This is a genomic window from Pseudorhodoferax sp. Leaf265 (assembly GCF_001422365.1).
In the GTDB taxonomy this organism is placed as follows: Bacteria; Pseudomonadota; Gammaproteobacteria; order Burkholderiales; family Burkholderiaceae_C; genus Pseudorhodoferax.
Genome location: NZ_LMMT01000015.1, coordinates 87,375 through 109,505, shown reverse-complemented (window position 1 = coordinate 109,505; position 22,131 = coordinate 87,375). Strand labels below are relative to the sequence as shown.

17 protein-coding genes and 1 pseudogene are annotated in these 22,131 nt (G+C 67.3%); 3 read left to right on the top strand and 15 right to left on the bottom strand.

Annotated features, from left to right (window positions below):
- Nucleotides 1–128: 128 nt before the first annotated feature.
- The 4 genes from ASF45_RS15935 to ASF45_RS15920 all read right to left on the bottom strand — a co-directional run bounded on the left by ASF45_RS15935 (nt 129) and on the right by ASF45_RS15920 (nt 4,713).
- Nucleotides 129–1,121, bottom strand: a complete 993-nt coding sequence (locus ASF45_RS15935; RefSeq protein ID WP_056664361.1) for an acryloyl-CoA reductase — start codon at nt 1,119–1,121, stop codon at nt 129–131.
- Between the two features lie 190 nt (nt 1,122–1,311).
- Entirely contained in the window at nt 1,312–2,301 is a 990-nt protein-coding gene (locus tag ASF45_RS15930) for a tripartite tricarboxylate transporter substrate binding protein (protein WP_056664358.1), read from the bottom strand.
- A gap of 25 nt (nt 2,302–2,326) precedes the next feature.
- Nucleotides 2,327–3,496 carry an acyl-CoA dehydrogenase family protein gene (locus ASF45_RS15925; RefSeq protein ID WP_056664355.1) on the bottom strand — a complete coding sequence of 390 codons (1,170 nt, stop codon included), beginning with the start codon at nt 3,494–3,496 and terminating at the stop codon, nt 2,327–2,329.
- Nucleotides 3,497–3,510: 14 nt separating this feature from the next.
- Nucleotides 3,511–4,713, bottom strand: a complete 1,203-nt coding sequence (locus ASF45_RS15920; RefSeq protein WP_056664352.1) for a CaiB/BaiF CoA-transferase family protein — start codon at nt 4,711–4,713, stop codon at nt 3,511–3,513.
- A 134-nt stretch (nt 4,714–4,847) separates the two neighbouring features.
- On the opposite strand from ASF45_RS15920, the gene ASF45_RS37110 reads away from it, so the two are divergent.
- The gene (locus ASF45_RS37110; RefSeq protein ID WP_082551056.1) at nt 4,848–6,458 is read left to right on the top strand and encodes a helix-turn-helix domain-containing protein; all 1,611 of its coding nucleotides are present in this window, start codon (nt 4,848–4,850) and stop codon (nt 6,456–6,458) included.
- Here ASF45_RS37110 and ASF45_RS15910 read toward each other — a convergent pair.
- From ASF45_RS15910 to ASF45_RS15865, 11 genes and pseudogenes are all read right to left on the bottom strand, one after another.
- On the bottom strand, nt 6,455–7,246 hold the full coding sequence (locus tag ASF45_RS15910) for a THxN family PEP-CTERM protein (RefSeq protein ID WP_082551055.1): 792 nt from the start codon (nt 7,244–7,246) through the stop codon (nt 6,455–6,457). The genes ASF45_RS37110 and ASF45_RS15910 overlap by 4 nt on opposite strands.
- Nucleotides 7,247–7,313: 67 nt before the next feature.
- On the bottom strand, nt 7,314–7,523 hold the full coding sequence (locus tag ASF45_RS15905; RefSeq protein WP_056664346.1) for a hypothetical protein: 210 nt from the start codon (nt 7,521–7,523) through the stop codon (nt 7,314–7,316).
- Nucleotides 7,524–7,585: 62 nt separating this feature from the next.
- Nucleotides 7,586–8,584, bottom strand: coding sequence for an SGNH/GDSL hydrolase family protein (locus ASF45_RS15900; protein ID WP_235580934.1), 999 nt, complete (start codon nt 8,582–8,584; stop codon nt 7,586–7,588).
- A gap of 234 nt (nt 8,585–8,818) precedes the next feature.
- Entirely contained in the window at nt 8,819–9,487 is a 669-nt protein-coding gene (locus ASF45_RS15895; protein WP_082551053.1) for a hypothetical protein, read from the bottom strand.
- Entirely contained in the window at nt 9,484–10,467 is a 984-nt protein-coding gene (locus ASF45_RS15890) for a universal stress protein (RefSeq protein WP_056664340.1), read from the bottom strand. The genes ASF45_RS15895 and ASF45_RS15890 overlap by 4 nt, the downstream gene beginning before the upstream one ends.
- Nucleotides 10,468–10,872: 405 nt before the next feature.
- Nucleotides 10,873–11,886: a hypothetical protein gene (locus ASF45_RS15885; RefSeq protein ID WP_156473037.1), complete on the bottom strand. Its 1,014-nt coding sequence runs from the start codon at nt 11,884–11,886 to the stop codon at nt 10,873–10,875.
- A gap of 170 nt (nt 11,887–12,056) precedes the next feature.
- The gene (locus ASF45_RS15880; RefSeq protein ID WP_082551052.1) at nt 12,057–13,184 is read right to left on the bottom strand and encodes an alpha/beta fold hydrolase; all 1,128 of its coding nucleotides are present in this window, start codon (nt 13,182–13,184) and stop codon (nt 12,057–12,059) included.
- Nucleotides 13,185–13,618: 434 nt separating this feature from the next.
- The gene (locus ASF45_RS36495) at nt 13,619–13,756 is read right to left on the bottom strand and encodes a hypothetical protein (protein ID WP_235580933.1); all 138 of its coding nucleotides are present in this window, start codon (nt 13,754–13,756) and stop codon (nt 13,619–13,621) included.
- 19 nt (nt 13,757–13,775) lie between these two features.
- Nucleotides 13,776–13,994, bottom strand: a pseudogene (locus tag ASF45_RS36490) (depolymerase); the annotation flags it as partial.
- 340 nt (nt 13,995–14,334) lie between these two features.
- Nucleotides 14,335–14,907: a PEP-CTERM sorting domain-containing protein gene (locus ASF45_RS15870; protein ID WP_056664331.1), complete on the bottom strand. Its 573-nt coding sequence runs from the start codon at nt 14,905–14,907 to the stop codon at nt 14,335–14,337.
- Nucleotides 14,908–14,957: 50 nt separating this feature from the next.
- Complete coding sequence (locus ASF45_RS15865) at nt 14,958–17,357, bottom strand: S8 family serine peptidase (protein WP_056664328.1); 2,400 nt, start codon at nt 17,355–17,357, stop codon at nt 14,958–14,960.
- A gap of 1,364 nt (nt 17,358–18,721) precedes the next feature.
- Here ASF45_RS15865 and drt3a point away from each other — a divergent pair.
- Nucleotides 18,722–20,056 (top strand): antiviral reverse transcriptase Drt3a, encoded by a 1,335-nt coding sequence (gene drt3a, locus ASF45_RS34575; protein WP_156473036.1) that lies wholly within the window; start codon nt 18,722–18,724, stop codon nt 20,054–20,056.
- Nucleotides 20,049–22,121, top strand: a complete 2,073-nt coding sequence (gene drt3b, locus ASF45_RS15860; protein ID WP_056664325.1) for an antiviral reverse transcriptase Drt3b — start codon at nt 20,049–20,051, stop codon at nt 22,119–22,121. The genes drt3a and drt3b overlap by 8 nt, the downstream gene beginning before the upstream one ends.
- Nucleotides 22,122–22,131: the final 10 nt, after the last annotated feature.

Sequence of the window (22,131 nt, the reverse complement as noted above, 5' to 3'; positions counted from 1 at the left end):
CACGCGCGGCCAGAACCAGGCCATTTGCTTCCAGCAGTACGGCTCGACCACGGTCGGCGCCACCGAATCCGGTCCCCACTGCTCGGGCTGGGCCTCGTCGGCCTGGGCTGGGGCCGGCGACGGCTGCGCTAGAAGCCCACCACCATGCGCCCGCGCGTGCCGCGCTCGCGCATGCGCGCCATGGCCTCGGGCAGCTGCGCGAACGGCGTCTGCTGCGCCACGCGCGCCAGGTGGCGCGGCCTGTAGTCGCTGGCCAGCCGCGCCCACACGGCCTGGCGCAGCGGCATCGGGCTGTTGGCGTTGATGCCGATCAGCCGCACGCCGCGCAGGATCAGCGGCAGCACCGTGGTGTGCAGCTCGGCGCCGCCGGCATTGCCGAAGCTCGTGATCACCGCCTCGGGCGCCGCACTGCGCAGCAGCCAGGCCAGCATCTGGCCGCCCACGGCGTCGACCGCGCCGGCCCACTGCGCCTTGTCCAGCGCACGGCCCGCGCCCGCGGCCACGTCCGGCGCCAGCACGCGCGCCGCGCCCAGCGAGCGCAGGTAGCCGTCGGCATCGCCCTTGCCGCTGACCGCCACCACCTCGTAGCCGCGCCCGGCCAGGATGTCGATGGCGACGCTGCCCACGCCGCCGCTGGCCCCCGTCACCACCACCGGCAGGCCGCCCGGCGCCAGGCCGTTGTGCTCCATCCAATGCACGCTGAGCGCGGCCGTGTAGCCGGCCACGCCCAACGTGCCGGCCTCTTCCAGGCTCAGCCCCGCCGGCAGCGGCAGCGCCCAGTCCGCGCGCACGCGGGCGAACTCGGCATGGCCGCCGTCGTGGTCCACGCCGATGCCGAAGCCATGCACCACCACCGCGTCGCCCGGCGCGAAGCGCGGGTCGCCGGACTGCACCACCTGCCCCGCCAGGTCGATGCCGCCGATGCGCGGGTACTGGCGCACGATCTGGTTCAGGCCGGCCGCGGCCAGCGCGTCCTTGTAGTTGATGCTGGTGTAGGCCACGCGCACCAGCAGATCGCCGGGCGAGAGATCGTCCACGCCGAGCTCGACGAAGCGGCCGGCCACGGGACCGTCGGCCGTCTCGCGGTGCAGCCGGAATGCGCGAAACCGTTCAGAAGACATCGTTCTCTCCCTTGACCTTGCGCGCCACCGGCCGGGCACAGCACCGCCTTGCAGGACATGGGTCGCATGGCCGCGGAGCAGGCCACGCCAGCAGACGCCGCGCAACAGGCTCGGCCCGGCCGCTGGCGGCGCCCCTCGAGGGGGATGGAAGGGCTACACGGAGTGAGCCATTCAAGCGGGGTGCTTGCATTCAATCCGCCTTGATGCTGGCGGACTTGGCGACGCGGCCCCACTTCTCGGTCTCCGCCTTGATCAGTGCCGTGAACTCCGCCGGGCTGCAGCTCTCGGGCTCGATGCCCAGGCGCGCCAGGTGCTCGCGCATCTGCGGTGTGGCCAGTGCCTCGACCATGGCCTTGTTGAGTTTGGCGACGATGGCCGGCGGTGTGCCGGCCGGCGCCAGCAGGCCCCACCAGGACGAGGCCTCCATCGGCACGCCCAGCTCGCCCGTGGTCGGCACCTCGGGCAGCAGCGCGCTGCGTCTGGCGGCGGCCACGGCCAGCGGGCGCAGCTTGCCCGCCTTGATCATGCTGTTGGTGGGCGGCAGGTTGTCGAAGCTCAGGTCGATCTGCTTGCCCACCAGCGCCGCCACCGCCTCCGAACTGCCCTTGTACGGCACGTGCAGCAGCCGCGCGTCGGTGCTCGCGCGGAACAGCTCGCCCGCCAGGTGCGGGATGCTGCCGTTGCCGGCCGTGCCGTAGCTGAGTCCGTCCTTGGTGCTGCGGGTCTGGGCGATCAGGCCCTTCAGGTCCTTCACGGGCGACTCGGCATGGACCACCACGTAGACCGGCGCCTTGGTGATCAGCGAGATCGGCGCCAGGTCGCGCTGCGCGTCGTAGGGCAGCTTGTCGAACAGCACGGCATTGGTCGCCAGGTTGGCCGTGCCCAGCAGCAGCGTGTAGCCGTCGGGCGCGGCGCGCACCACCGCGAGCGTGCCGGTCTGCGTCGCGGCGCCGGCCTTGTTCTCGACGATGAAGCTTTGGCCGAAGACCTCCGTCAGCCGCTGGCCGATGGCCCGTGCTGCGGTGTCGGCACCGCCGCCCGGCGCGTAGGGCACGATGATGCGCACGGGCTTGTCCGGGTAGTCGGCGGCCTGGGCCATGGGCAACACGCCGGCCAGGGCCAGCAGTGCGGCAGCGGCGGCGCGGCGCGTGCACGCCGTGGTGGTTTTCAGTGCTCGCATGTCGGTCTCCTTGTGGTGTCTGCGTTCAGCGCAGGTCGTGCCCGGCGCGTGCCAGCGTGCGCTTGGCGATGTTGAGCTGGTGGATCTGGCTCGTGCCCTCGTACAGGCGGAACAGCCGCACGTCACGGTAGAAGCGCTCGATGGCGTGGCCGCGGATGAAGCCCAGCCCGCCCAGCATCTGCACGCAGCGGTCGGCCACGCGGCCGCACATCTCCGAGGCGAAGTACTTGCACATGGAGGCCTGCATGGTCACGTCCTCGCCGGCATCGCGGGCGCGCGCCGTCTCCAGGATCAGCGCACGCGCGGCGTGGATCTCGGTCTGGCAATCGGCGATCAGCGCCTGCACCAGCTGGAAGCCCGCCACGGCCTGGCCGAACTGCTGGCGCTGCGCCGTGTGGGCCACGGCCTCGTCGAGCATGCGGATCGCCGGACCGGTGCACAGCGCGGCCAGGTGGATGCGCTGCTTGTTCAGCACCTTCATCGCGGTCTTGAATCCGTTGCCCGTGTTGCCGGCGCCGCCCACGATCTGGTCGGCGTGCACGCGGCAGTGGTCGAAATGCACCTCCGACACCGGCGAGCCGGCCTGGCCCATCTTGTCGTAGGGCACGCCGGTGGACAGGCCCGGCGTCCCGCGCTCGACCAGGAAGGCCGAGATGCCGCGCGCCGAGCGGTCGTTCGCATCCGTGCGCGCCATCACCGTGAACAGACCGGCGATGGGCGCGTTGGTGATGAAGCACTTGCTGCCGTTCAGCACGTAGTGGTCGCCGTCGCGCACCGCGCTGGTCTGCAGCGCCACGGCGTCCGAGCCGGCCTCGGGCTCGGTCAGCGCGAAGCAGCCCGTCAACTCGCCGCGCGCCATGCGCGGCAGGTAGCGGTCCTTCTGCGCCGGCGTGCCGTCGGCCACCAGCGCCTCCGAGCCGATGCCGGTGTTGGTGCCCACGCGCGCGCGGAAGGCCACGCTGGCCTGCGACAGCTCCATCGCCGCCAGCACCAATTCCTCGGTCGTCATGCCGGCGCCGCCGTAGGCCTCGGGAATGGACCAGCCGAAATAGCCGCTCGCGGCCAGCTCGGCCACGAGGTCGTCGGGCACGGCGTCGAGGCGCTCGACCTCGGCCTCGCGCGGGATCATCTTCTCGCGCACCTGGCGGCGCACGTTGGCCAGCAGTTCGCCGAAGGCCTGGGGATCGCGGATCATGGACAAGCTCCTGTTCAGATGACGTGGGCGGCGCGCAGCGTGGCCAGGTCGCCGGCCGTGAGACCCAGCGCGCCGTAGACCGTGGCGTTGTGCTCGCCGCAGGCCGGACCGGTGCGCGGCGGTGGCGGGTTGTGGCCGAAGCGCGGCACCGCGGCCGGCGCGGGCAGCGAGCCCAACTCGGCGTCGGGCAGGCGCCAGAAGGCCTCGCGCGCCTGGAAATGCGGGTCGTCCAGCACATCGGCGATCGAATAGATCTTGCTGAAAGGCACGCCGTGCGCCTCCAGCAGCGCGGCCAGCCCCGCGTAGTCCTGCGTGGCGAACCACTGCGCGATGGCACCGTCGATCTGGTCCAGGTGCCGCATGCGCTGCGGGTTGCTCGCGAAGCGCGCATCGTCGGCCAGCCCGGGCTCCCCCATGGCCGTGCAGAGCCGGCGGAAGATCGCGTCCGACGAGCCCACGAGGGTGATCCACAGGCCGTCCTGCGTGCGGTAGATGTTGGACGGCGCCGTGTAGCTGGCACGCGCGCCGGTGCGGCCGCGCACCTCGCCCAGGCATTCATGCTCGGCCGCCAGCGGCTCCAGCACGCGCAGCAGCGCCTCGGTGGCCGAGAGGTCGACCTCGCGGCCCGGCGCCTGCGGGTCGCGCGCGCGCTCGGCCGCCAGGCTGGCGATGGCGAACGCGCCGAACAGGCCGGCCACCGCATCGCCCAGCGGGAAGTTGATGTGCAGCGGGTTGCCGCCAGCCTCGCCCGTCAGGTGGGCCAGCCCGCCCATGGCTTCGAAGATGCGCGCGAAGCCGGGCCGGTCCGCATACGGCCCGGTCTGGCCGAAGCCCGTGAGCCGCAGCACCGACAGGCGCGGGTTGGCTGCCTGCAGCGTGGCCCAGTCCAGGCCCCAGCGGTCCAGCGTGCCGGGGCGGAAGTTCTCCACCAGGATGTCGAAGCCCGCGATGAGCTGCAGGAACAGCGCGCGCCCCTCGGGCTTGCGCACGTCCAGCGAGATGCCGGCCTTGCCGCGGTTCAGCACCTTCCAGTACAGGCCCGTGGGCGCCAGGCCGCGCAGCGGGTCGTTGCCCTCGGGCAGCTCGAGCTTGACGACCTCGGCGCCTGCATCCGCGCACAGCGTGGCGCCGAACGGAGCGGCCACCACGGTGGCCATGTCCAGGATGCGCAGGCCGGCCAGCGGGCCTTGCGCTTGATTGCGCGTGGCATGGTTCATGGCGCGGCCTCTCGCAGCGCTGCACGGTCGTTCGCTCGCATCCTCGGGTCTCCTGTCGTTCGGGGGGGAATCCGGTGCGCAGCTTAGGTTCGGCACCACCGCCGGGCCAATCCTTGTTTCGCTATATTGAACGCGTGCCAGCCGCCACCGATCCCCGCTACGCCAGCAGCCTCGCCCACGGCCTGGCCCTGCTCGACGCCTTCGCCGACGCGCCGGCCGGCCTGTCCAACAAGCAGCTGGCCGAGCGCACCGGCCTGTCCAAGGCCAGCATCTCGCGCCTGAGCACGCAGCTGCTCGCGCGCGGCCTGCTGCTGTTCGACGCTGGCACGCGGCGCTACCGGCTGGGCAGCAGCGCGCTCACGCTGGGCTACCCGCTGCTGGCCAGCCTGGGCGTGCGCCGGCTCGCGCGGCTGCCGATGGGCCAGTTGGCCGAGGAGCTGGGCGGCGCGGTCTCGCTGGCCATGCGCAACCACCGCCACATGGTCTATGTGGAGACCTGCCGCTGGCACCAGCCCTCGGCCTTCAAGCCCGACGTGGGCGCGGCCCTGCCGCTGCTGGCCAGCGCGGTCGGCCGCGCCTGGCTGGCCAGCGCCGCGCCCGCCGAACGCGCCGAGGCGCTCGCCGCGCTGCGCGCGCACGCACCGGCCCAGCTCGCGGCCTGGGCGCCCGCGCTGGCCCAGGCCAGTCGCGATCTCGCGCAGCACGGCCTGTGCTTCTCGCCCGGGCATTTCCAGCGCGACGTGCACGCCGTGGCAGTGCCGCTGGACGTGCGCCTGGGCGGCGAACGCCTGGTGCTCAACTGCGGCCTGCCGGCGCGGCGCCTGGCCCCTGGCGAACTGGCCGAGCGCGTCGCCCCGAGGCTGCTGGCGCTGGCCCGGCACATCGAGCAGGAATGGCGGGCCGAGTCCGCCAGCGCCGTGCCACCCACGGCCGCCTGGCCACCACCGCCCGCACCGGCCCCGGCGCGGCGCCGCGCTGCCGACGATCCCGCCAACGCCGCCGCGCAGACGCTGGCGCGCGGGCTGGACCTGCTGGCCTGCTTCCAGCCCGGCGACGAAGTGCTGGGCAACGCCCAGCTCGCGCGCCGGCTCGGCCTGTCGCCGCAGACCGTGGTGCGGCTCACCTACACGCTGGTGCAACTGGGCCTGCTGCGGCGCGACCCGCTGGGCGGCAGCGGCTACCGCCTGGGTGCGGGCACCGTGGCCATTGCCTACCCCATGCTGGCCGGCCTGCGCCTGCGCGCGCTGGCGCGGCCGGGCATGCTGGCGCTGTCGCAGAAGATCGGTGGGGCGGTGTCGCTGGGCCTGCGCCACCAGGCCGGCATGGTCTACGTGCAGACCGCCTGGCGCACCGACGGCCGGCTGCTGCCACCCGACACCGGCGCCGTGATGCCCATGCTGGCCACCGCCATGGGCCGCGCCTGGCTCTGCGGCGCGCGCCCGGCCGAGCGCCGCGCCGCGCTCAACGAGATCGCCGTGCGCGACCCGGCCGCTGCGCGCCGGCATGCGGGCGTGGTCGAGCGCGCCATGGCGCAGTTCGCGCGCCACGGCCATTGCAGCTCACGCGACTTCCGGCCCGAGATCGAGGCCGTGGCCGTGCCCTTCGCGCAGCCCGTGGACGCGATCCGCTTCGTGCTGAACTGCGGCGTGCTGGCGCCGCAACCGCTGCCCGCGCGCAAGGTGCTGGCGCTGGGCAGCGCGCTGACCGAGCTCGTGCACGAGCTCGAGGCAGCGCTCGCGACCTAGGCGCGCGGGTGGCGGCGGCGCAGGCCCACCAGCCCGAGCAGGCCCGCGCCCAGCAAGGCGATCGAACCCGGCTCCGGCACCTCGATGGCCCGGCTCGTGATCGCCAGGTTGAAGTTGACGGTCGTCGCCATGAACTCCTGCGTGGTGAAGCCGATGCAGCCCGGGCCGGCCCCGGCGGCCGCGCAGACGGTGTCGTCCAGCGTGTCCAGCGTGGGCGCCGCGAAGAAGCTCACGAAGTACTCGAAGCCGTCGTAGACGAAGGCTTCGTTCAGCGAACCGGAGATGACGAAGATGTCGTCGCAGGCGACCGCGCCCTGCACCACGCAGCTGCCCGACACGTTGGGCGTTTCGGCGAAGTTGACGGTGTAGCTCGCCAGGTAGGAGGCATAGGGCAGGCCCGAGCCGCTGGGGCGCAGCTGCAGTTGCGCGTCGATCTGCGTCGTCAGCAGCGAGACGCTGTTGCGGCCCAGGTTGCCGTTGTTGACGTGGGTGTAGGTGTTGGCGAGCTGCGACGCGCCGTCGGTCACCAGCACCCCGCTGCTCGGCGTGGCCGAGATCTCCAGCGCGCTGCGGTTCACGCCGACGCTGCCGTTCGCCACGCCCCAGCTGATCTGCAGGTTGGACGGTGCCACCGTGCCGTTGCTGGACGCGCGTCCGGCCGAGAACGTGGTCTGCGCCGCGTTGAAGGCGCTGTCGACGACGTAGTCCCATTGCGTCACCTGGGATGAGAACGCCGGCAGGGCCGAGAAGGCCGCTGCGGCGAGAAGCCCTGATTTCACCAAATTCATTTTCTACTCCGGGTTGTCGACATCATTTCGCGGCGAGACCACTTTCAATGAATGGCCGGCCATGCTGTTACAAGCTGATGGCTTGCGCTGCCTCGCTTTTGAGCCGCGTTTCAAGCCAATGCGAATGCGGGCCGTGCTCTGCCAAGGCTTCGGCCAGCCTGGCCCGTAACAGCCAGCGGTTCATTTGAGAACCCTCCATCCATTCGCAATCGAAGCGACGTTTGCCGGAGATGAAGCTCTCACCGCTCGATATTCTGATTTGCTGCATGGTGTCCATCGCGAGAACATCCTGTCATGCGTAGAAACAAGTGGCGAACGAATCGGCTGACCAGCGGTGATTTATGGTTTGTTCTGCAGGGCGCGGTACATGGCGCTGCCAATCAAGCCATGCGCCTGTGTGGTGGGGTGCATCACGTCCCAGAAAAGGAATGGCGGCAAAAAGGTGTTGAAATTCACATCCACACAGGTCGCCGGATTGCGGAAAAGGCAATCGACCGCGCCGGTACCGGGTGCGAGATATTCCAGCGCCGGCAATTCGGTGGACACCTGGCCGGAGCCGACCACGGTGGCCCCGAGCGCAAAGACGTCGAGCGAGACGATGCGCGCAGCCGGCAGTTCCCGGCCCAGCCGTTCCAGGGTGCTCTGGAGCAAGGCGTTGTGCGCCTGGCTCAGCTGGGTGAACGCCGGGCCGGCATTCTGGACCTGCACGAAAGGCGTCAGTCCCAAATCGGCCAGATTCGGCACCAGGAACGAGCGCGCACCCATGGCATACAGCTGCCGCACCGAGGCCGCGACGTTGCTCACCACCGTCGCGGGTGTGCTGGTGATGCCTTGCAGGTAGTCGTTCGAGCCGCTCCAGACGACATACAGCGCATTGGGCGGCGCCTTCTTGCCGGCCAGCAAGGTGTTGAAGAGCTGGACCTGGCCCAGCAGCCCCGGCGCGGTGAAACCCAGCGGCGACTGCGTGCTGAACCCGGACGTGGAACCACCGAAGGCGAAACTCACGCCGGATTTCTTGACGCGGCTGTCCAGTACCAGAGACGGCGTCAGTTCCGACCCGTTCTTGCGGTTCATCAAATCCCAGAGATATTCGACGGCGACCGGCCCGTTGGTATAACGCCCTTGCCAATACGAAGCGTAAGGCGAACGGGATGGCGGCAATGCAGGCACCATTTGCTGCGCCGTCGTGGCGACCAGAGAATTACCCGTGTCCGACAGGCTGTCGCCGAACACATAAAGCTCCTGGTAATTGGACCGGCCGGCCCAGGACATCTGGGTCACCCCGATTCCAACGACGACCAACAAGCTGCGGCAAAGTTCTTTTACACCGAATTTCATCATTTACCTCTCCGTGGGGCGGCGCGACTATAAGCGGCCGCAAGCAGTAACGGAGCCGCCATAACCCTGCTTACAAAAAAAGAAGGATTTGTCTGACAAAGCAGTTTGCGGGGCCGCGCCGACCAGTGCGTCTTGATTTACCGGCGCCGCCACCTTATTCGATGCCGGTAATAAGTATTCGCATTTGCATGGCGGGTGCGGGCGCGCCGATCGCGCCGCCATGGCAGCCGGTGGTCAGGCCCGCGCCAGGCCGTCCAGCCAGCGCAGCCGCTCGCGCGCGCCGCTCCACAGCATGAGCCGCGTGTCCAGCCCGTCGGCCAGCGCCGGCGCCACGACCACGGCCGTGCCCAGCCAGCGCAGCCGCCGGGCCGACAGCTGCACGTAGCCCAAACCGTAGCGCCGCCCCAGCGCCTGCCACAGCGCGTACGCGCCAGGCGACTGGCGCGCGCCGCTGACCAGGCAGATGCCGCTGTCCAGCGCCCAGGCATAGACGGCCGTGGCGATGCCGCGGCGCTGGTAGGCCGGCAGGTAGCGCGAGTGCGGCGAGCGCACATGCGGGTCCACGGCCCGGCCCACTTCCACGAGCCGGTTCAGCACCGTGGTGCCGGCCAGGCAGCCGGCCGCCATGTCCTCCACGTAGACGTAGTGCTCGCCATCGGCCTGGCGGTGCCACAGCCGCAGCCCCGGCAAGGGGCCGGGCAGCAGCAGGCTGGTGGCCTGCAGCGTGCCGTCGGCCAGGCGGCCGTGCAGGCCCTGCAGCTCGCGCGCCAGGCCGTCCAGCGGCCGGTCCACGTCGATGCGCAGAAAGGTCCACGGGGCCAGGCAGCGGCCCAGCCGCCGCAGCGCTTCGGGCAGCGGCCCTGCGGCCATCGGCGTGGCCGGCCATGCCAGGGCGGCGCTCATGGCAACGGCCTCGCATCGGCGCGCTGCGGTGCCAGCACGGGCGCGCCGCCCGGCGGCGCGCACCACGCCGCGCCCTGCGCGCCGTCCAGGCGCGCACGCGCCACCCGCGCGCCAGGCTCCGGCGTCGGCAGCCACAGCACGTCGCTGGCCACGCGCGCGGCCAGCTGCCGCGCCAGCGCCGGCCGCAGCAGGTCGGCCCAGCGGCTGCGCCGCGGCTTGCCGACCACCAGCAGCGAGGCCGCGCGGCTGTGCTGCGCATGCAGCAGCCGCGCGAGCGCCGGGCCCTGCAGCACCAGCGCCTGCCCGGCCGGCAGCCCGGCCTGCACGAGCTGCTGGCCCAGCGCCAGCTCGGCCCGCCGCCCGGCGGTTTCCATCCACGACTGCACGGTGGCCAGCGGCAGGTCGGCCGCGTGCAGGTGGCGCTGGATCGTCGGGTCCAGCACATGGCAGGCCAGCACCCCGTCGGGCCGGCACAGCCAGCGGGCCGCGTGCAGCAGCGGGCCGGCGGCCTCGGCGTCCAGGCCCGTGGCCACCAGCGCGCTGCGGTGCGCCGTGCCCGCCGGGCGCCGCACCAGCAGCACGGGCACGCCCGCCTCGCGCAGCAGCCGCTCGGCCAGGTTCCCCTGCCACCAGGCCGTGGCCCCCGCCGGACCCGCCGACGCCGGCACGACGACCAGGCTGGCGGCGCGCGCCTGTTTGTGCAGCAGTGCGCCGCCCTCGCCTTCCAGGTCCACCGCCACCTTGGGACGGATGCCGATGGCGGCGGCTATGCTGCCGGCTAGGTCGCTCAGCGCCGCGCGCATGCGCACGGGCGGCGCACTGGGGCCGTGCCGCGAGGCGGGGTGCCGGTCCGGCAGCGCCACCGGCGCCACCAGGCTCAGCGTGGCGCCATGCGCCCAGGCCAGGCGCGCAGCGCGCCAACCCGCCTGCACACCTGCGGCGGACGCATCGACAACGGCAAGGATCTGCCGCAACTGCATGGGAACTCCTTCATCGCACGGGGTGCGAACGCAACGACCACCCCCGGCGCGCGGACGCACCGGGGCCTTGGGGCTGTTGGGGCCCGGCGATCGGCAGCGAGGAAGGGGGAAGTGCTTCTGGTGCGGACCGCCGGGCTCAGGAATGGCCGGCGGTTCGGCGCGGAGCGGCGCACCGGGCCAGCACGCTGCGCGCGCGGCAGGGCCGGTCGGCTTGCAGGCGGGCGTGGTGGCGGAAAGACATGGGCGCGGAGTCTAGGCCGCCCGGGCCGCACGCGGGGCCATGGCCCCACGGTCCTTGCCAGATTGGCACACCGGCGCGGCGCGCCAGGCGCACGCCGATCCGGCCTGGCCGTGGCGGCACGCGGGCCGTGCCCGGGGCGCGCGGCAGCGGCATGCCCGCCGCGCTCAGAGGCTCTCGCCCGGCAGGCCCCAGCGCCCGGACAGCAGACGCCGCACCGTCATCAGCGCCATCTCCTCGGCGGAAGGCGGCACGGAGTCGGGCCTGGAGGTGGCCGAGCGCTCCACCCCGGCGGCCGCCACCGCCGCGCCGATGGCGCGCAGCACCGCGCGCGCCTGCGCGTGCTCCTGCGCCCAGCGCGTGAACCACGCCAGGCCCACGGCCACGGCCAAGGCCGCGCCCAGCACCAGGCTGAACGGGTCGTAGCCGCCCATGCGCGGCTCCCCCGGCGCCGGCGCGGGCGGCGGCGCCACCGGCACGGCGGTGCGGGCCGCCAGCTCCAGCACCGCCACGCGCTCGCGCAGCCGGGCCGCCTCGGCCTTGGCCTCCACCAGTTCCACCATGGCGGCCTTGAACTGCGGCGAGGCCTGCAGCTCCAGCAGCTGCGCCTCCGTCAGCTGCGGCCCCGGCGCCAGGGCCAGGCCCACGAACAGGCCCAGCACCAGCGCCAGCAGGGCCGCCAGCCACGCCCAGGCGCGGGTCGGCGCGGTGCCGCCTGCGGCCGGCGTGGCGGGCCCGGACCGCAGGATCTGCGCCAGCGCCACGACCACCGCAACCGCGCACAGGCCCGTCAGCACCCAGGCCAGCCACCCGGCGGACTGGAACTTCAGGCCGATGCCCTTGCCGAAGTTGACTTCCACCGAAGTCGGCACGGTGGCGGGGTCGACCGTGCACTTCTCGGCCGGTGCCGGTGGTGGGCATGCGGGTGGCGGCGCCGTGGCCGGCCCGCCAGCCGGCGGTGCGGTGGCACTGGCGGTGGCAGCCGGCGCAGGCGCCGCGCTGCAGTAGACGAAGTTCTGCAACACCAGCGGCGCGGCCTTGGGCACGGGCACCGCCACGGGCCGGCCGGGCTGCCGCGGTGCCGAGGCCGTGCAGGCCGGCGGCGCGGGCCCGGGCGTGGGCGCATCGGCCGCCGCGGCTGCCGCGGCCAGGGCCAGTGCCCCTGCAGAGAGAAGCTGCAACAACCGCCGCGCCTGAGCGGAGCGAAGACACTGCACCATGGTCCCTCCCGTGGCCGCCCGGATGGGCTGCGCGCAGCGTACCGCAGGCGCGTGCCGCCTTCCTCCTCCAGCCGATGGATGGACGCGGTGGTCCCGGCGGGCCGCCGGCGGGAGCCTGTGCCCCCTCCTGCTCAACCTTCGCGCAGAAAGGCGATCAACGCGTCGTTGAACTCGCGCGGGTGCGAGGTGTTGAGCCCGTGCGGCGCGCCGGGCACCGTCACCAGCCCGCTGTGCGGCACGGCGCGGTGCGTGCGCAGGCCCGAGCCCTCCAGAGGCACGATGCCGTCCGCATCGCCGTGCAGCACCAGCGTAGGCACCGTGAGCTTCTGGAGGTCGTTGCGGAAGTCGGTGGTGCCGAACGATTCCATGCAGGCCAGCGCCGCCTGCTGGTCGGATTGGCGGCACAGCGCCACGGCCTCGGCGCGCTGCTGCTCGCTGACCACGAGCCGTCCGTTGGCCGAAAAGAAATCGCGCGTGAACTGCTCGAAGAAGGTGTCGCGGTCCTGCTCCAGGTTCTGCTTCATCTCCTTGGCCTTCTCGGGCGTGAGCGGGCCCTCGGGGTTGTCGCGGCCTTGCATCATGAAGGGCGGCACGGCCGCAGCGAACACCACGCTGCGCAGGCGCGCCTGCCCGTGGCGCGCGACGTAGCGCGCCACCTCGCCGCCGCCCATGGAGAAGCCGACCAGCGTCACGTCCTGCTGCAGGCCGCATTCGTCCAGCACCTGGGCCAGGTCGTCGGCCAGCTGGTCGTAACCGTAGCCGCTGGCGGGCTTGGCCGAGCGGCCGAAGCCGCGCCGGTCGTAGACCACCACGCGGTAGCCGGCTGCGGCCAGCAGCGGCACCTGGGCCTGCCAGGCCTGGCCGGACAGTGGCCAGCCGTGGATCAGCACCACCGGGCGGCCGTTGCCGCCGCTGTCCTCGATGTGCAGGCCCACGCCCGCGCCGGCGATGGCCTTGCCGGCGGCCGCGCCGCCCACCGCGCCGGCGATGCCGCCGACCGCACCGCCCACCACCACGCCCGCCGGGCCGCCGACGACCGCGCCGACGGCGGCCCCCGCCGCAGCGCCGGCCAGCACGCCGCCGGCCGCGAGCGTGCTGCCGGCCTCGCGCGTGGCTTCGGCCGGCGACAGCGGCTGCTGCGCACCAGGCCGCGGGTCTTGCGAGGGCACGCCATAGCCCGGGCGGGCCTGCGCTGCGAGGTCGGCGTCACCCGCCTCGGGTGGGGTGGGCGGGGTGATGGGGGTCGGGATTTCGGGCATGGTCTTCTCCAGGAGTGGTGCCGGCGGGCCGGCAAGAGGCCGCCCGTCCACCCCGGTTGTAGAAGCCCCGCCAGGCCGCCGGGGCCGGCAGCGACACCCTTGGCCCGTGGGACTTCGCATGCCGCCTGCCGCGGGCCGGCGTGCCTCGCGGCTGGCGGCCTGGGCCGAAGCCTCGCGTCGGCCTGCGCCTCGCCCAGGCGCGGCGACCGCCTTGCGTCACGGGTGCAAGCTTGGTGTGTTGCCAGTCCGCCGCCTTCTCCACGCCAATGGAGGCCCGCGCATGGCTTGCGATCTGCAAGCCCACGCACCGGCAGCCGTCACCGAACGACGTCCTCCTGTCCGTCCGTCAGGCGCTGCACCATCTTGCGCACGGCCGATGGCTGCAACCCGCTGCGGGAAGCGTAGGCCGGCCCGGTGTAGAGGTAAGGCCCCAGTTACCCCCACCAATCCCAGCAGCCCTTGGGGTTGAACGGCGACGCGCCGCTGCGTGCCACCTGTGGATACAGCACGATCAACCGGTTGGTGTCGGCCCAGCGGTTGAAGCCGCCGCCATCCACCACGGTGCGGCCCATGGCGTCAACCCACCGTGACGGCGCAGCGGTAAGGGCCGCCTGCCACCACGCCCACGCCCTGCACGCTGGCCGAGAAGGCCACCGCGTACTGCACCGCCATGAAGCCGCCGGAAGACAGGCCCGACACCGTGGTGCGTCTGGCGTCGGCCTGCAGCGCCGGCAGCGCATCTGCCGCGCCGGCCAACGTGGCGCCCCACAACAGCGTAACCAGGGCAACGCGGTACACAGCACGGTGCATGAAGCTTCTCCTGCGGAGCGAAGTCCATGGGGCATGCAATTCCGGTGCCGCGACCGCTGGTCGCATCACGTCGCCGCGTGCCGCCCTTCCCCACCGCGCTGCGCCCGGGTTGCTTGCCGGCGCAGCGCGCACCGTCCAGCGGAAGCCGGTGCGCCTCGCGCAGCAGCCGTGCACCGACCGGCAGGCCCTGCGGATCGCGCAGCTGCCCACCCTCAGCGGAAGGTGCGCAGGTGGTTCTTCACCTCCTCCGCGTCGAACAGGTCGGTTCGCGTGGCCTGCGTGCGCCGCCAGCGGCCGCAGCCGCGCAGCGGGCCACGGGAGCCGTCGGCGGCGCGGCGCCTCAGCTTGCCTTGCGGCGGCGCATCACCAGCAGGCCGGCCAGCGCCGCACCCATCAGGGCGGTCGTCGCCGGCTCGGGCACGGCCGTCACCGAGACCTCGTCCAGGGACAGGAAGCCCACCGGGTCGAAGAAGTCGAAACTCAGCGTCATGTTCTCCGCCGTGGTGAAGCCGCTGAACTGGTAGACCATGTAGTCGCTCGCCACGGGGTCGGTGATCGACAGCAGCGTCTTGCCACCGAAGCTCACCGTGAAGCTGCTCGGCATGCCGCCATCGGGCATGAACGCGAACGACAGGCTCCACATCTTGCCGATGCTGCCGACACCGATGGTCTGCGCGATCCCGCCCTGCGACGAGAAGGGGCCGAAGTAGGCGCTGCAGTTGCCCGCGTACACGCTGGCGCCGGGCCCGGCGCACTGCACGCCGTTGAAGTCGGACTCACCGGTCTGCGCCCAGCCGGAGAAATCGCCGGTCTCGAACCCGCCGTTGGTGACGAGGTTGGCCTGCACCGGCGCCGCAAAAGCCGCCGTGGCGGCCAGCGCGAGGCCTGCGATCGACGAACCGATTTTTTTCATGCTCATTTCCTTCCCTGGACAAAAACAAAATGGAATGCTGCGGGGCGCCATCACACCGCGGTGACCGTCACGCGGCCGCCCTGGTAGGAGATGCGGAACTGCCGCCCGCCCGACTGGAAGCTCGCACCCTCGGGCAAGCCCGCGAACGTGCCGAGGATGCTGCTGCCCTGGATCAGCGTGTAGGTCTCGCCCGGGTTGGGTGCGACCGCCGCCGACAGGCTCAGGCTGCCGCCGAGTGCGACGCTGCCCGAAGCCACCAGGCGCGAGGACACGCCGCCCGGCTTGAGCGTGGCGGCGAACCAGCCGCCCAGGCCAATCTTGGCGCTGCTCGCACGCAGCACATCGCCTGCGGCCACCGTCACATCGGCCACCACGCCGGTGACGCCCGCGGCCTCGGCCGCGCTGACGCCGGGCGCCAGCACGCCGCCGCTCATGACGACGATGGCGCCCGCCACCGTGCCCGTGCCGCCCAGCGTGCCGCCGCTGGTCACCGTCACGCCCGAGCCGTTGGTGCCGACCACCGACAGCTTGCCGCCCGCCACCGTCGAGCCGCCGGCATAGCTGTTGTTGCCCGTGAGGATCAGCGTGCCGCTGCCGGTCTTGGTCAGCGAGGCCGTGTACTGGCCGCGGTCGATCTTGCTCTGGATGGAGTCCGCGCGCGCGTCCATCCATTCCTTGCGCCAGGCCACCGCGTTGGCATAGGGGATCTTGTCGTAGGTCTCGGGACGGCCGTTGGTGATGGCCTGGATGGCCGGATCGTTCAGCAGGCCCTGGACCATGAAGGCCTGCGGGCTCAGCGTGCCGTTCTGGTTCAGCACGTTGGGGCCGAAGGGGCCGGCCAGCGCGATGCCCTGCTGCTTGTAGCTGGCCAGCCACTGGCGGTCTTCCTGCTCGCGCTGCTTGATGGCGACCTGGCCGATGTCGTTGGACCAGACGTCCAGCGGCGCCTTGTTCATGGCGTAGACCATGGGGCTCAGGAACTGGCGCGGCCCGTGCACGCCCTTGGCCAGATCGGGAATGCCCCAGCCCCAGCGCTCGTCCGGCAGGCCGTCGGGTGCGGTCCAGGCGATGGAGGCGCCGGTGGGCGAGGTCTGGCCGGTGCCCAGGAAGCGCGTGCCGTCGGACATGCGGTTGTTGGCCGTGGTCAGCATCACGTCACGGACCTGCTTGGCATCCATGTTCGGGAAGCGCGAGAGCAGCACCCCCATCACTGCGGTGGCGACCGGCGTGGCCGGCGAGGTGCCGCTGGAGTTGGAGTAGTTGGTGTCGCCCGCGCTGCTCGTGGTGCGCACGCTGTTCGACGGGGTCGACACCGACCACCACTTGGCCAGCCCCGCCTCGTTGTAGCCGAACTGCTTGGTGTATTCCGGGTTGGCCGCCGTCGGCGGCTGCACCCCGCCCACCGCCACGAACTGGTTCTCCGCCAGCGGGTTGAACAGCGGGTACGCGGGCCGGAAGTAGGGGTTGCTCCAGTCGTTGTTGCCGGCCGAGCGCACGTTGACGGTGCCGGTGACCTTGATGGCCTCCCAGATCGCGTCCATGAACGAGCGCCCCGGGTAGGCCGGGTTGTACTGAATGCCGCCGGCCGAGTAGGTCTTCTTGGTGAAGAAGTACTGGTACTCCAGATCCTTGAAGGTCTCGTTCGGGATCATGCTGGCCATCGCGGCCGGATTGGCGCTGTCCTTGCCGGCGATCTGGTACGCATTGGCCAGGTTGCCGTTGGCGCCCAGGTCGTTGCCCGACCCGTCGAACTGGGTGCGGTTCAAGGTCTGGACGTAGGAGCCCCAGCTGCTGTTGATGACCTGGGCGCCGGCGTCCACCAGGGCCTTGTTGGCCGTGTACCAGTACACGTAGTCGTGGAAGGGGCCGTGCGACTGCGTGTCGGAGCCGCCCGTCTTGGCCACGACCATCCTGGAGCCGAAGGCGATGCCATGCTGGTCCAGGCCATCGCGGATGCCGGAGGTGACGCCCAGCATGCCGGTGCCGTGCGAGTAGTCGCTGGTGCGCGCCTGGTCGCCATCCACCACGAAGGCCTCGCCGGCCGTGAACGGGTTGCCCGGCGTGGGCGTGCTGCGGTAGCCGAAGCCCGAGGTGGCGTAGACGCCGCCGGCCCGCACGGGCGCGATCATGGTGGTCTGGAAGCCCTGGTGCGTCGGCCGGTAGCCCGAATCCATCATGCCCAGCGTGACGCCCTGGCCGTAGTAGCCCAGCGCGTACGCCGTGGACGCGTTGACGGCGACGAGCTGCCACGGCGCCGTGATGGCCGTGCCACCGCCCAGCGTGCCGAAGTAGGTGCCGTACTCGGGCGTCTCCCAGCTGGCCTTGGCGCCGGGCACTTCCGGCGCGCTGCGGGCGACGAAGCCGGGGTCGCCGGGGTAGGACCACTGGTTGGCGCTGGCCGGTGCGGCCAGCAAGGCCAGCAGCGACAGGCAGGCCAGTTGCACGTGCATGTTTTTCAGTGCCGGTGGCGTGGCGCGTGGGCGCCGTGCGCGCGCTGTGCGCCGTGTGCCATGGCTGCGGATTTCCTGGTACATCCCTGATCCCTCAATTGACGTTGGACTTGGCGGGCTGCCGCGCGCAGCGGACATGTCGCGCAAGGCCGGTGCGCGCATGCAGCCCTTCTAGAGGACAAGACCCTCGTGGCTTGCAGCGCACGATCCGTGCCATCGGCAAGAACTCGATTTGCGTGGCATGCCACGGGTCTTCACGAGCCGCCGCGCGCGGGGGAAAGGCTGCTGCTTGTGCACGCCTGAGGGCCGCCCGCACATGCTTGGCCGGAGGCACATGCTTGGCCGGAGGCACAGGGGTGGTCGGAGCTGGGTGCAAAGGAACCGGCCGGCTGGTCGGAGGCCGTGGCCGGCGAATCGATGGCGGCCCACGGCGAAACCGGGCAATGGACGGTTTTCCGAACGGCGTGCACTGCCGCGTTCGGCCACCCGAACGCAAGCCAGCGACGCGTTGCGGGCCCTCCGCCGCACCTGTCTGGAAGACGGCCGAAAGACTGCGCTTGGACGTTCAAAAATCGTGCAGCTGTGCGGATCAGTGTCCGCTGCTATGTCGGGCTCGGCGCCGCCAAACCGCCTGCGTCACGCAATCCGGTTGACACGCTCCCGGGCGCCCTCTCCACCAATTGATGGAGAACTTGCGCGGCTCAGTTGCAACCCCTGCGCAAATCCCTCATAGGATTGTTTCAGAAGGTTTCTAAATCGACATCTCTACAAAAGGGAGGCGATGGGAAGGCGCAAATGTGGCACGGCCGTCAATCGGATTGACCTCGTGGGGCTGCTGCCTTGGCGTGGAGCTGGATGCGGTGTCGTACTGGGTAATACATCGTGGCCGCGCGCCGCTCGCCCACTGCTCAGACGGTCCAGCAGGTCAGCGATGCACTTGCCTCCTGATCTAGCAAAGATTCGCCGCTGGCGATCAGCTGCTCTTTGCATCGACCTGGCGCACGCCCTGAACTGTCCCGGCGGAACACGACGGCGTAGCACTGTATGGGGCACTTCACAAGCTTCGGAACCTGTGCGTCGCACTGTCTGCTTAGAAGCGATCGGAAACGCTGACCTGCCTGCGGCGGCCATGCAGAGGGTGACCGATTTGATAAGACTGACGCCAGTCTGCGGGCGTTTGAGAATCGCGGACTCTTACTGGCGGCGTACCTACCACCTTGCCGTTACCAATCAGTTCTCGCCTTGATTACTTATAGTGATCTTTGCCTCGCAACAGAAATTATCGTTACTCTAATCATAAGGTATTCCAAGGATGCTGCACCGACGTAGATTTAATGGAATAGTTTCACGCAATGCTTGACCAAATGTTCACCGCGGAGAATTTCCGTCGCATATATGACATAGAGAATCGAAAGGGCTCTGATCTAGCCACGCGATATTTCCCCACACTTGAACCACTTACTTTCGCTGTCCGCGATAAGGTAAAGGAGATCCGCGCGCTAAGGCAAGTTGAAGCCACATTAACGCCCGATGCTTTCAAGGCCCAGTTACTTGCTCTGAAGGCTGACTTGGCATCTGCCAAAGAAGTCAAGTCTTCTGCAATCAATAGCCTCATGGATGACATCAGTCAAAAAGTCCTAAAGCCAAGCTTCAGCATCAAACTTTCCCAAAAAACAGGACCAAAAGGAAAGTCGGTTTTTTGCATAGACGCAGAGCCAGAAACATTTTTTGTCATCAAACAGCTGCAACTCAACATCCACCACATCTACGACGTAAAACAGGCCAGCCGCCACGATTTGGCCTGCCAGCTTCGAGATCTACTTGGCAGCGATTTCCCCTTCGAGCTAGTTCGCACTGATATCTCATCCTTCTATGAAAGCATCGACCGGAAACGACTTATCGAGAAACTGGATCGCGATAATTTGCTAAGCCCCGCATCGAAAAAGTATATCAAGCAGGTCCTTAACTCGTACGGCGCGATTTCCGGATCACCCGAGGGAATCCCACGCGGCGTAGGCATCAGCGCGTACTTGGCAGAGCTTTACCTGATGCCAGTTGACGATGAAATTCGGTCGCTTCCTGGATTAGTCCTCTATTGCCGTTATGTAGACGACATAGTAACAATTTTTGCACGTCCTCCGGCCGGACAAGCTCTTGGATCATTTAAGACTAGAATCATCGACATCCTTGGGAAAAGAGGACTCTCCCATAACGCGAAAAAAACTTTTGAATTTGAGTTAGCCGCTTCGACCTTAAAGAAGTTTGAATATCTTGGATATCGATTTGCTGTGAAGGCTGGAAAAGTTGATATCAGCCCCAGTGCGGCCAAAATATCAAAATATCGCACCCGAATAAATTTGGCGTTCTCAGATTACTGGCAAGAGAAACCCATTAGCCCTAAAAATGCATTCAGAAAATTGGCTGCGCGTGTGAAATTTTTGACGGCCAACACCCGCCTCGCGAATAGCAAGGCCTCCGCAGTGACCGGAATCTACTTCAACAATTCGATCGTTACAAATTTGCGGAGTTTCACACTGCTTGACAAAAAACTAAAAAAACATATCGGAGAATTAAAACGAACCAGCTTGCAGAAGAAATTGAAGCACTGCAAATTCACGACTGGTTTCCAACAAAAGCGCTACCATAATTTCAGTCCCAAGGAACTCCGAGTTATCGTTGAGGCGTGGAAACATGGCTAAGCGGCGCATATCACTTACCCACCGCAAGCAACGGCCCGTACTGACGGACATGCTGCCTTTCGAGGTGCCTCCAACGTTTTCCAACAGGGGCTACTACCGGTTTCTACGGAAATATAGTGTCGAAATAGAGAACAGACAGTTACGCTGGATATGTGACAAACCGATCCTTGATCAGACAATGAAACTGCTGTTTGGAATACATAAACACACGCCCGTAAATACCGAAGTCGTGACAGAGTGGGGCAAGCAGAAGACGCGCCGTTTCGTTTCTCTCGGGAAATGCCAGATGGCAACCATACCCTTTAATTTTCGGGTTGCACACAATCTTGACGGCCGCACATTAAGCGTCATTCACCCACGCAATCAGATTGAAGTTGCCAGTTTTTATGCAACTCACAGCGCGTTAATTATTTATCACACATCCGTAAGCGAATTTTCTATCCGCCGCCCTGCTTCAGTATCCCGCTATGTCTACTTTAAGGACAAGCTGCACGAGCAGCGCCTGGATGTCATCGCGGGAGTGGAGGAGGACGGCAAAGAATATGAGCAAATTGGCTCTTACTTCGTCTACAAAGAATTTCGAAACATACATCGATTCTTCGAATCACGAAAATACCATCGTAGCGAGAAAAAATACGATGCAATGGTTCAGATTGACGTAAGCAAGTGCTTTGATAGCATTTACACCCATTCATTGCCATGGGCAATCTTGGGCAAGGATCAGACAAAATTTGGCCTAGAAGAATCAAAGAAGACGTTTGGGGGGCGCTTTGACGCTCTCATGCAGAATTTAAATCACAAAGAGACGAACGGCATTGTTATTGGACCAGAGTTTTCTCGGATTTTTGCAGAGATCATCCTGCAATCCATTGACTTTAAGCTGGTCGAGCGATTGCGAGCTGCGGAAAACCTGCGCCACAAGGTGGATTATGAGATTTTTCGATACGTAGATGATTTTTTTGTTTTTTATAACGACGAATCTACGCGAACAAAAATATTTGACGCACTACAGGATCTTCTCAAATCGAAGAAGCTTAGTATCAATACAGCAAAGATAAAGCATTACCAAAAACCGATCATCACCGAAATCACAATAGCCAAAGAGCGTGTCTCGGCACTCCTTAATGAACAGATCAGCCCAAAGTGCGAGGAGGAAGATTCGGCCTCGCCCTTAACTTCGCCGACAAAGAATTTGGTTTGCAGCATAAATACGAACCGCCTAATAATTGGGTACAAATCTGCGATAAAAGAATCAGGGATCACATACGGCGAACTTTTGAACTATACGTTTGCCATAGCGGAAAACAAGATCGAAAAGCTATTCAAGGTCTATGTTGGATGCGACAATTCCGATCGGAATCGCAGACGACTTTCAAGATCTTTGCTAGCCATCATGGAGTTTTCTTTCTTTGCTTATTCTGCAAGTCCTAAAGTAAATCACACGATTCGTCTCTGCCGAATGATCGCAACCTCGGTAGATTTCCTGAACTCGCAGAACTTCCCGCATGAGCTGAAGCATTTGCTATTCAAGTATGTGCACGACAACGTCGTGCAGCAACTCGACAAGAACACCATGAGTGCTTATCGAGAAGTTGAGAGTCTTTATCTCCTTCTCTCGTTGTCTCAGATAGGTCGTGAATATTGGCTTCCACCCCCCATCCTGCTCCGACACTTTCTAATAAAAGAGGAGAAAGGGACCGGAAACTACTGCCGCCCGGCTGGATTTATGAGCCACTTTTCGATAACTATTCTTCTGACATATATAAAGGACAAAGTTCGATACACTAAGTTAAAAGATTTTCTGGAGGCGCATATCGTCGCCAAGCTTGAACACACGAAGGCCCTCTGCCACGAGGACACCGAAGCCTTGATCATGCTGCTAGACCTCATCATCTGTCCTTATATCAGTACCGCTACTAAGGAACGCATCGGGCAGACTTTCGGCTTAGATCCTGCAAGCTTTATGTCGGTTCAAGCGTCTAACGATCACTGGTTCACCGCTTGGGGCGATAAGTTCGATCTTGGAAGGGAGCTAGATGCAAAGCGGAGCCGTGAGGTATACTGACGGCGGCGCT